Origin of the sequence: Rhodanobacter fulvus Jip2 (assembly GCF_000264315.1) — a bacterium.
In the GTDB taxonomy this organism is placed as follows: domain Bacteria; phylum Pseudomonadota; class Gammaproteobacteria; order Xanthomonadales; family Rhodanobacteraceae; genus Rhodanobacter; species Rhodanobacter fulvus.
In genome coordinates, this window is record NZ_AJXU01000082.1 from 1 (window position 1) to 8,857 (window position 8,857).

The 8,857-nt window shown below is 65.7% G+C and carries 11 protein-coding genes; 10 read left to right on the plus strand and 1 reads right to left on the minus strand.

The window, feature by feature from the left end; translation table 11 throughout:
* The first annotated feature begins 95 nt into the window (after positions 1 to 95).
* The 4 genes from ribH (at position 96) to UU9_RS16775 (ending at position 2,631) form a co-directional block, all read left to right on the plus strand.
* On the plus strand, positions 96 to 560 hold the full coding sequence (gene ribH / locus UU9_RS16760) for a 6,7-dimethyl-8-ribityllumazine synthase (protein ID WP_007082958.1): 465 nt from the start codon (positions 96 to 98) through the stop codon (positions 558 to 560).
* Positions 557 to 1,000 (plus strand): transcription antitermination factor NusB, encoded by a 444-nt coding sequence (nusB, locus tag UU9_RS16765; protein WP_007082959.1) that lies wholly within the window; start codon positions 557 to 559, stop codon positions 998 to 1,000. The genes ribH and nusB overlap by 4 nt, the downstream gene beginning before the upstream one ends.
* 141 nt (positions 1,001 to 1,141) lie before the next feature.
* A complete protein-coding gene (gene thiL / locus UU9_RS16770; RefSeq protein ID WP_007082960.1) occupies positions 1,142 to 2,110 on the plus strand; it encodes a thiamine-phosphate kinase in 969 nt (322 codons plus the stop codon).
* Positions 2,107 to 2,631, plus strand: a complete 525-nt coding sequence (locus tag UU9_RS16775; RefSeq protein ID WP_007082961.1) for a phosphatidylglycerophosphatase A family protein — start codon at positions 2,107 to 2,109, stop codon at positions 2,629 to 2,631. Before thiL ends, UU9_RS16775 begins: the two co-directional genes overlap by 4 nt.
* A gap of 23 nt (positions 2,632 to 2,654) precedes the next feature.
* On the opposite strand, the gene UU9_RS16780 is transcribed toward UU9_RS16775, so the two are convergent.
* Entirely contained in the window at positions 2,655 to 3,185 is a 531-nt protein-coding gene (locus UU9_RS16780) for a hypothetical protein (protein WP_007082962.1), read from the minus strand.
* Between the two features lie 440 nt (positions 3,186 to 3,625).
* Between UU9_RS16780 and ygiD the strand changes: the two genes are divergently transcribed.
* From ygiD to UU9_RS16810, 6 genes are all read left to right on the plus strand, one after another.
* Positions 3,626 to 4,489, plus strand: a complete 864-nt coding sequence (gene ygiD / locus UU9_RS16785; protein ID WP_040671299.1) for a 4,5-DOPA-extradiol-dioxygenase — start codon at positions 3,626 to 3,628, stop codon at positions 4,487 to 4,489.
* Positions 4,490 to 4,708: 219 nt separating this feature from the next.
* Positions 4,709 to 5,206 (plus strand): hypothetical protein, encoded by a 498-nt coding sequence (locus tag UU9_RS16790; protein WP_040671297.1) that lies wholly within the window; start codon positions 4,709 to 4,711, stop codon positions 5,204 to 5,206.
* 143 nt (positions 5,207 to 5,349) lie between these two features.
* Complete coding sequence (locus UU9_RS16795) at positions 5,350 to 6,324, plus strand: potassium channel beta subunit family protein (protein WP_007082965.1); 975 nt, start codon at positions 5,350 to 5,352, stop codon at positions 6,322 to 6,324.
* A gap of 89 nt (positions 6,325 to 6,413) precedes the next feature.
* On the plus strand, positions 6,414 to 6,620 hold the full coding sequence (gene hemP / locus UU9_RS16800; RefSeq protein WP_007082966.1) for a hemin uptake protein HemP: 207 nt from the start codon (positions 6,414 to 6,416) through the stop codon (positions 6,618 to 6,620).
* Between the two features lie 71 nt (positions 6,621 to 6,691).
* Positions 6,692 to 7,264, plus strand: a complete 573-nt coding sequence (locus tag UU9_RS16805) for a hypothetical protein (protein ID WP_050982476.1) — start codon at positions 6,692 to 6,694, stop codon at positions 7,262 to 7,264.
* Positions 7,265 to 7,563: 299 nt separating this feature from the next.
* Positions 7,564 to 8,835: an efflux RND transporter periplasmic adaptor subunit gene (locus UU9_RS16810; protein ID WP_007082968.1), complete on the plus strand. Its 1,272-nt coding sequence runs from the start codon at positions 7,564 to 7,566 to the stop codon at positions 8,833 to 8,835.
* Positions 8,836 to 8,857: the final 22 nt, after the last annotated feature.

Consider the following 8,857-nt stretch of genomic DNA (forward strand, 5'->3'; position numbering starts at 1 on the left):
CCTGCGAGCAGGGGAGGGAGCTGAGCGAGCAGCACGGCCTGCAAACCCGTAAAATGCCCGGTCAGCCTGGGCCACGCCCACCAAGGAACCTCGCAATGAAGATCATCGAAGGCGATTTCGCCACGCCCAAAGGCCGCTTTGTCATCGTCGCCGGCCGCTTCAACGGCTTTGTCGTCGAACCGCTGGTGGCCGGTGCGCGCGACGCGCTGGTGCGCCACGGCGTGGCGGACGATGCGATCGACCTGGTTCGCGTCCCCGGCGCCTGGGAGATCGCGCTGGCCGCGCACAAGCTGGCCAACAGCGGCAAGTACACGGCAGTGATCGCGCTGGGCGCGGTGATCCGCGGTTCCACCCCGCACTTCGACTACGTGGCCGGCGAATGCGCCAAGGGCCTGGCGCAGGCCGCGTACGCATCCGGCGTGCCGGTGGCGTTCGGCGTGCTCACCACCGACAGCATCGAGCAGGCGATCGAGCGCTCCGGCACCAAGGCCGGTAACAAGGGCGCGGATGCGGCCATGGCCGCGCTGGAAATGGTCAACCTGTACGGCCAACTGGCATGAGCCAGCAAGGCATCGACATGCAGGCGCGCTCGCGTGCCCGCCGCCGCGCGTTGCAGGCGTTGTACGCATGGCAGTTGAGCGGCAGCCACATGAACGCGGTGATCGACCAGTTCCGCCACGAGCAGGACATGGAAGTGGCCGACCTGGAATATTTCGAGGACCTGCTGCACGGCGTCGAAACGAACGTCGATGCACTGGACGAAAGCCTGCGCCCGCACATCGACCGTGAAGTCGCCCAGATCGACCCGATCGAACGCGCCGCGCTGCGCCTGGCCGCCTACGAACTGAAATTCCGCCCCGACGTGCCGTACCGCGTGGTGATCAACGAGGCCATCGAAGTCACCAAGCGCTTCGGCGCCGACCACGGCCACAGCTACGTCAACGGCGTGCTGGACAAACTCGCCAGCGAACTGCGCGCGGTCGAGAAAACCCGCAGCTGAAGCCACCTATCTGTGGGAGCGGCTTCAGCCGCGATGCTTTTGCGATTCCCGATTCCCGATTCCCGATTCCCGATTCCCGATTCCCCGCAAAAGAGCATCGCGGCTGAAGCCGCTCCCACAAAAAAGCAACCAGGCGCACCGATGGAATTCCGGCTGATCGATCGCATCCGCGAACTCACCGCGCAGCCGCGCGACGACGTGCGCCTGGGCATCGGCGACGATGCGGCCGTGCTGGCCGTGCCGGCGGGGCAGGAGCTGGTGGTGGCCATCGACACCATGGTGGAAGGCACGCATTTCCTGCCCGGCACTGCCCCCGCCGACCTGGGCTGGAAAGCGCTGGCAGTCAACCTCTCCGATCTTGCCGCGATGGGCGCCACGCCCGCCTGGGCCTTGCTGGCGCTGACCCTGCCCAGGGCCGACGCGCCCTTTGTGGACGGCTTCGCCGAAGGTTTCGCGCAACTGGCGCAACCGCACCGGCTGGCGCTGGTCGGCGGCGACACCACCGGCGGGCCGCTGTGCATCAGCGTGGCCGTGCACGGCTTTGTGCCGCCCGGCCAGGCGCTGACCCGCGCCGGCGCGCAGGTGGGCGACGAGGTGCTGGTCACCGGCACGCTGGGCGATGCGCTGGCCGGGTTGTACGCCTTGCGTGAGCCGCCGCAGGATGACGCGCACCAAGCCATTCTTCGCCAGTTCCTGATCGAACGATTGACCCGACCTGATCCGCGCGTCGCCGCCGGCACTGCCCTGCGTGGGCTGGCCACCGCCTGCGTGGATATTTCCGACGGCTTGCTGGCGGACCTGGGCCATATCTGCGAAGCCAGCAGCGTGGGCGCGGAACTGGAAGCGGCACAACTGCCGCGCTCGCCCGCGCTGCGCGAACTGCATGGCGAGGATGAATCGATTCAGCTGGCGCTGAGCGGCGGCGACAACTACGAACTCTGCTTCACCGTGCCGCCGCCGCGGCTGGCGGACGCACTGGCCGCGCTGGCCGAAGCCGGTTGCCCCGTGACCCGCATCGGCCGCATCACCGAAGGGCATGGCGTACGCGTGCGCGCCGCCGATGGCAGCGAGCTCACCGTCACCATGAAGGGCTGGGAACATTTCGCATGAGCGCCAAAAAGACCCTCAGCCCCGACCAGCGTCGCGCCCTGCTTGCCACTCCCGCCGGCTGGCTGGCCTGCGGTTTCGGCTCCGGCCTGGCACCGATCGCGCAAGGCACCTTCGGCTCGGCCGCCGCCTTCATTCCCTGGCTGGCGCTGCGCCAGCTGCCGTTGCCGCTTTACGTCGTGGCATTGCTGGTCGGCTTCGCCATCGGCGCAGGAGCCTGCGCCATCGCCGGCCGCGCGCTGGGCGTGGACGACCACCGCAGCCTGGTCTGGGACGAATTCATCGGCCAATGGATCGCGCTGCTGCCGTTGGGCATCGCCGCATTGCTGCCGCCCACCGGCCTGGCCTGGTGGATGCCGGTCGCCGCCTTCGCCCTGTTCCGCCTGTTCGACGTCTGGAAACCCTGGCCCATCCGCTGGCTGGATCGGCGGGTGAAGGGCGGGTTCGGGGTGATGATCGACGACGTGATTGCGGGCGTGTTTGCGGCGGTGGTGTTGGGAGTGGGACTGTGGAGTGTGGGGTGAGCGTGTTTGCCGGGTTGCGCTTGCTAGGCGAATAGCGGCGCAAGTTTCTTCGGCAAGGTTGCTCCAGCCAGCTTGCGTGTTTCCTTGGCGATGTTCAGCGCCATGTTGGTTCTGGCCACTTCCAGCAGCGCAACGTCGACAACGCGGTCCTGTTGCTCGTTGAGCCACGTCAAAATCGTCGCCAGATGCCACAACGCCGGCTTTCCCTCGTGAATCGCCACAGGAAATGTGGACATGTTGCCGATCATCAGCTTGCGCATGTTTTGCCGGGTAAAGCCCGCGATGTCCGCAACGTCGGTCAAGCCAACGAAATCCGGCGACGCTTCAACCAGCACGGCTGTGGGAATGGCCTTGCGCACATCTTGCAGAGCGGACGAAATGGCCTCGAACGCGGATTTCGCTGTGCGAGTGAAATCCAGGGCAATGCGACCACTTTGACCGATGCCGATGAGCGCGTCATCGCAGCCGGCCGCAGCCAGTGCTTCGATGTACTGATCCGGGTCAGCTCCCGAACTTGGCAAGCTGAATTTCAACGTGAACTCATAGTCGGTCATTGTCAGCCTCCGCTCGTTACTGATGTCCCGCCGCGATGTGACGTGCAGTTGTTTACCACTCGCCGAATCTGCTTTGCATGGCTTCCGGCATTTCTGGGCGTGCTCCAGATGCTGGCGATGCAAAACTCTCCGCAGCGGCAGGTCGCATCGTTGTAGGGGCAATACATCTTTCCCCAGGCATGCGAACCGCCGATCTCGATGCGCCAGCCGCTCTCCTCGGCATGCTTGAGAGCAGCTTCTATCTCGGCCTTTGGGTGCGGCTTTCTAGCCAATGGAGCTCCTTGCGAACGTTAGGTTGATCCCATTTAGTTGTCAAGTGACAACCAACAGGCAGAATTTCGGTCGAGGCATGGACCGAGGATAGGCCATGGTTCAACCTGAATGGATGCCACCTTGTAGGCCGGCTGCAGATGTAATGTCCGTTGTTCACGGAGGTAACCATGCCAAATCCAACCCTCATGCCCGCCGCCTTCCTCGGCCACGGCAGCCCGATGAACGCACTCGAACACAACCGCTATACGGAAACCTGGCGCGCGTTTGGCGCCTCGGTGCCGAAGCCCCGCGCGATCCTGATGGTGTCGGCGCATTGGTACGTGAATGCCACGGCAGTGACGGCGATGGCGCGGCCGAAGACGATCCACGATTTCTACGGCTTTCCGCAAGCGCTGTTCGATGTGGATTACCCGGCACCCGGGTTGCCGGAGCTGGCCGAGGAAGTGGCGGAGGTGGCGAAGCCCGATTACGTGGGGGCGGATGCGGACAGCTGGGGGCTGGATCACGGCACCTGGTCGGTGCTGGTGCATGCGTTTCCGGATGCCGACGTGCCGGTGGTGCAGTTGTCGATCAACGCCGCCGAGCCCGCGCGTTATCACGTGGAGCTGGGCATTCGGCTGGCATCGCTGCGCCAGTGCGGCGTGTTGTTGATGGGTAGCGGCAATGTGGTGCACAACCTGCGCGCCATGGACGGGCGTTCGCCCGACCTGGGTTTCGACTGGGTGCGGCCGTTCAGCGAGGAGGCGATCGACGTGATGACGGATCGCCCCGCGGATGCGGCGCAGTTGGTGTCGCATCGCGACTTCGGCCGGGTGGCGCCCACGCCGGAGCATTTCCTGCCGCTGCTATACATCGCCGGGTTCAGCGCGGCCACCGGGGAAACGCCGAAGGTGCTGGTGGATGGTTACGCCTATGGCTCGCTGTCGATGACGTCGTTTGGCGTGGGCGCGCCGTGCCCGCCTGCGGCGGCGGGTTTGCCCGGGGCATCGCCCTTGGGCAGCAAGGCGCCGTCCGACGGGACGAATATCTAGCGGCTCTGCTGGTGCGGGCGTTCCTGGGAATGGCATGCACATTCCGGTGCCCCCGGTTGTCGCGTATGGTCCGCAAGACGCTTGGCCGCTTGATCATCGACAGGGGATAGACCGATGCATGCTCCAGACACTCATGGGCCCGGATGCTTTACGGGCCCGGTTTCCGTGCGGGCGGGGAAGGCGTGGTTTCGGTCCTTCCATGGGTCACGCCACGTCCTGATGGTTTTCCCGCTGTTGTTGCTGGCCGGCTGCAACCATCGGGTGGCGTCGGAGAAGAACGTCGACGTTTGCGCGCTGATGCTGGAGGCGGCGACTTCAGCGCTGCATGGGGCGCCTGTCGTCGAGCGTGGCTCGGGTACTTGCCAGTTCCATGTCGACGGGGACGACAACAATGGTGGGCGCATCGAGGTCGGGCTTCTCACGCATGCCGCAGCGGGCGGCTCGCGCCAGTTTGATCAAGCCTTGCGATTGACCCTGGCCGAGGCCGGACAGACTTACGGAAACCCGGGATCGCCTGAATTTGGCGATCTGGCCGAAGTGGCGGTGGGTTTCGGCAGCGAGCCGACCGGACCCCTCCGGCAGGTGGTGGTGGCTGAGCGTGGCGTGATGATGGAGGTGTTCGTCGGCGCCGAGACGGAGCTCAGCCACGACGAGGTCGTTGCCCTGACGCGGGCGCTGTGGACGCAGGTGACCACGTACAAGCGACCGTCGGCCTGAAGGCGAGGGAACGTTCGCCACGTTTTTTTCCACCGATCCGCCCGCCTTTCTCGCGGCGCTGAGGTCAGCTGAGGTAATGTCGGCAGTTCGTCGCCGTAGCTGGCTGCGGTCGCGCACCTCATCCGATCCATGGAGAAACGCCCATGCAATACCGTCGCCTTGGCAAATCCGGCCTGCAGCTTTCCGCGTTGTCGTTTGGCGCGTGGGTGACGTTCGGGAAGCAGGTGGATCGCACGCAGGCGCGCGAGTTGCTGGCGCTGGCGCACGCGCGCGGGGTCAATTTTTTCGACAACGCCGAGATCTACAACCACGGCGTGGCCGAGGAAGTGATGGGCGACGTGCTGGCCGACCTGCGCTTTCCGCGCGACAGCTATTGCGTGTCCAGCAAGGTGTTTTTCGGCTCGGCGGTGAACCCGTTGCCGACCCAGCGCGGCCTCTCGCGCAAGCACGTGATCGAGGCCTGCCACCAGGCCATGCAGCGGCTGCGGGTGGATTACCTGGATCTGTATTTCTGCCATCGCGCCGATCCGGAAACGCCGATGGAGGAAACCGTGGCGGCGATGGATACGCTGATCCGCCAGGGCAAGGTGTTGTACTGGGGCACCAGCGAATGGTCGGCCGATGAGATCCACGAGGCGCATCGCGTGGCCCGCGAAAACCACATGTACGCGCCGGTGATGGAGCAGCCCGAATACAACCTGCTGCATCGCCAGCGGGTGGAGGTGGAATACGCGCCGCTGTACGACGCCTATGGCATGGGCACCACCATCTGGTCACCGCTGGCGTCCGGCCTGCTCAGCGGCAAGTACAACAACGGCGTGCCGCCGGATTCGCGACTGGCGCAGGCGGGTTTCGAATGGCTGCGCGACAGCCTGCTGGGTGAGGGGCTGGACAAGCGCATCGGCAAGGTGCGCGCGCTGAAGACGATCGCGGACGACCTCGGCGTGAGCCAGGTGCAACTGGCGCTGGCCTGGTGCCTGCTGAATCCGCACGTCTCCACCGTGATGCTGGGCGCCAGCCGGCTGGAGCAGCTCGAGCACAACCTGGGCGCCATGGACGTGCTGCCGCGGCTGGATGCCGCCGTCGCGCAGCGGATCGAACAGGCGATGGCGGGCTGAACGGGGGTTTCGCGGGAGGCGGCGCGGGCGGTTGACAGGGTAATGAGAATCATTATCATCTCTAAACCGTCGCCGCGCTGGAGCTCCCGATGCCGCCTTCGTCCCTGTTGTTGTCGTCCCCCGCCGTTTCCATTGGCGAATCGCGTCGGCGTCCCCTGTCGATGACCACCAGTGCGGTACGCCGCGTCAGCAGTCTCGCGCTGCTCGACGGCGCGCGTGAGCTGGTGATCCAGCATCAGGGCAACGAGTACCACTTGCGCCTGACCCGCAACGACAAGTTGATCCTCACCAAGTAACCCGAGCCACCCCCAGTCTCCACGCCTCAGCCAGTGCGCATGCGCCAGCCGGGCCACCGTCGAGGTGATCCATGTTTGGCCGTCCATTTTCCATCCTGCAGTGTCTGGGCTATCACCCCGCACCTACCCACGTCACCCGGCGCTGGCGGCGGATCACGCCGCTGGAACTGATGCGTCGGTTGCCGGCCCTCGGCTGCGTGTTGTATCTGCCAGGCGAGTGTGCTGACACCCGGTCGCCTCCTGGCTGGCTGCTGGGTTCGGCCGATCTGCAGCCGTTGTTGCGCACGCACTGGCTGGCGGAAGTGGGCGAGGTGACCACGGAGGGGCCGCGCGAGTGGATCGAGTGCGTGGATGTCCGCGGCGCCACCCAGGCCCGGTTGCATCTGCTGCCGGATACCGACTATCTCGCCTGGGATCGGTTGCTGGCGGCGGGCGAGGGCGTGGAGCCTCCGGTTGGCTGGCGTATGTCGCGGCGTTTCCAGCCGAGAAGTGCGCGCTTGTGTTGTTTTGCCTGGCGGGCCTTGGCCGGCTTGCGCGTGTTTGATGGGCGCCTTGCATCGGTGGCTTCCATGGCGGGACAACGGGTGGCGGGGCAGGTTGCGCGGGCTGAGGCGTTGCCGCTGGAGAGGATGGCCGGGGTTTGAAGAGCGCCCCCCTTCCGCCCTGCGGGCACCTTCCCCCGCAAGCGGGGGAAGGAAGTTGGCTGTTTCGAGGAGTCCGATCACTTCCCCCGTTTCACGGGGGAAGGTGCCCGAAGGGCGGAAGGGGGCGCTGTCCCCCCAACCTGTCCGCCTGTCCGCGCCCTTGTCCGCGGACACTCCGCGTAGCGATGGTCAAATATCCAACCCATTGATTTTATGGAAATATAACCAGCCATCCTCGCTGGCACATCGCTTGCAATCCCTCTCGTGCAACCGCGCTGTCCGCGGTCGGGAAGGGCAAGATGATTCGTGACACCTCCGCGCAAGACCGCATGGTCGAGGTCAAACCCAACCGTCGGCGACGGGTGATTCTGGCGGGCGTCGGCGTGGCCGTGCTGGCCCTGCTGGTGTGGCTGGCGCCGGGTATCGGGCGGATGTTTTCCGCCTCCGCGTCGGTCAGCAGCTCGCGGCTGTCGTTTGCCACGGTGGAGCGCGGGCCGTTCGTGCGCGACATCGCGGCCGAGGGCAAGGTGGTGGCGGCGGTCAGCCCCACGTTGTACGCCACGTCGGGCGGCGCGGTGACGTTGAAGGTGCACGCGGGCGATACGGTGAAAGAAGGCCAGGTGCTGGCCACCATCGTGAGCCCCGAGCTGACCAACAAGCTGGCGCAGGAACAGAGCAACGCCGACGCGATGGAAGTGGATTACCAGCGCGCCCAGATCGATGCGCGCAAACAGCGCGGCGAACTGCAGAAGGCGTACGACAACGCCAAGATCGACGAGCAGGCCGCCGAGCGCGATCTCGATCGTAACGAGAAGGCATTCGGCAAGGGTGCCGTGCCGGGCATGGACGTGGACCGCGCCAAGGACGCGCTGCACAAGGCGCAGATCACGTTGCAGCACGCGAAGGCCGACCTGGGCATGGACAACGCCAGCCTCAACTTCGACATCCAGTCGAAGAAGCTGGCGCACGAACGCCAGTTGCTGCTGGTGAAGGATCTGCAGCGCCAGGTCGACGACCTCAACGTGAAATCGCCGGTGGACGGCCAGGTCGGCCAGCTGTTCATCGCCGAGCGCGCCACGGTGGCGAAAGACGCGCAACTGCTCAGCGTGATCGACCTCTCCGCGCTGCAGGTGGAAATGCAGGTGCCGGAAAGCTTCGCCCGCGATCTTGGCATCGGCATGGCCGGCGAGATCAGCGGCAACGGCCACGTGTGGCAAGGCCTGGTCAGCGCGATCTCGCCCGAGGTGGTCAACGGCCAGGTGGCGGCGCGGCTGCGCTTCAAGGCCGACACGCCCAAGCAATTGCGGCAGAACCAGCGCCTGTCGGTGCGCGTGCTGCTGGACAAGCGCGACAACGTGCTGACCGTGCAGCGCGGCTCCTTCGTGGATGAATCCGGCGGCAGCTACGCCTACCTGGTGCACGACGACATCGCCACCAAGACCCCGATCCGCGTGGGCGCCTCCAGCATCGACAAGGTGGAAATCCTCGATGGCCTGAAGGAGGGCGACCGCATCGTGATCTCCGGCACCGACAGCTTCAAGGGCGCGACCACCGTGGCCATCAGCAACTGACGATTTTCTCCCTCCCCTGCTC

Bases quoted from the DNA above. Each gene is read 5' to 3' on its own strand.
- ribH (WP_007082958.1), top strand. From the start codon at position 96: ATGAAGATCATCGAAGGCGATTTCGCCACGCCCAAAGGCCGCTTTGTC.
- nusB (WP_007082959.1), top strand. From the start codon at position 557: ATGAGCCAGCAAGGCATCGACATGCAGGCGCGCTCGCGTGCCCGCCGC.
- thiL (WP_007082960.1), top strand. From the start codon at position 1,142: ATGGAATTCCGGCTGATCGATCGCATCCGCGAACTCACCGCGCAGCCG.
- UU9_RS16775 (WP_007082961.1), top strand. From the start codon at position 2,107: ATGAGCGCCAAAAAGACCCTCAGCCCCGACCAGCGTCGCGCCCTGCTT.
- UU9_RS16780 (WP_007082962.1), bottom strand. From the start codon at position 3,185: ATGACCGACTATGAGTTCACGTTGAAATTCAGCTTGCCAAGTTCGGGA.
- ygiD (WP_040671299.1), top strand. From the start codon at position 3,626: ATGCCAAATCCAACCCTCATGCCCGCCGCCTTCCTCGGCCACGGCAGC.
- UU9_RS16790 (WP_040671297.1), top strand. From the start codon at position 4,709: ATGGTTTTCCCGCTGTTGTTGCTGGCCGGCTGCAACCATCGGGTGGCG.
- UU9_RS16795 (WP_007082965.1), top strand. From the start codon at position 5,350: ATGCAATACCGTCGCCTTGGCAAATCCGGCCTGCAGCTTTCCGCGTTG.
- hemP (WP_007082966.1), top strand. From the start codon at position 6,414: ATGCCGCCTTCGTCCCTGTTGTTGTCGTCCCCCGCCGTTTCCATTGGC.
- UU9_RS16805 (WP_050982476.1), top strand. From the start codon at position 6,692: ATGTTTGGCCGTCCATTTTCCATCCTGCAGTGTCTGGGCTATCACCCC.
- UU9_RS16810 (WP_007082968.1), top strand. From the start codon at position 7,564: ATGATTCGTGACACCTCCGCGCAAGACCGCATGGTCGAGGTCAAACCC.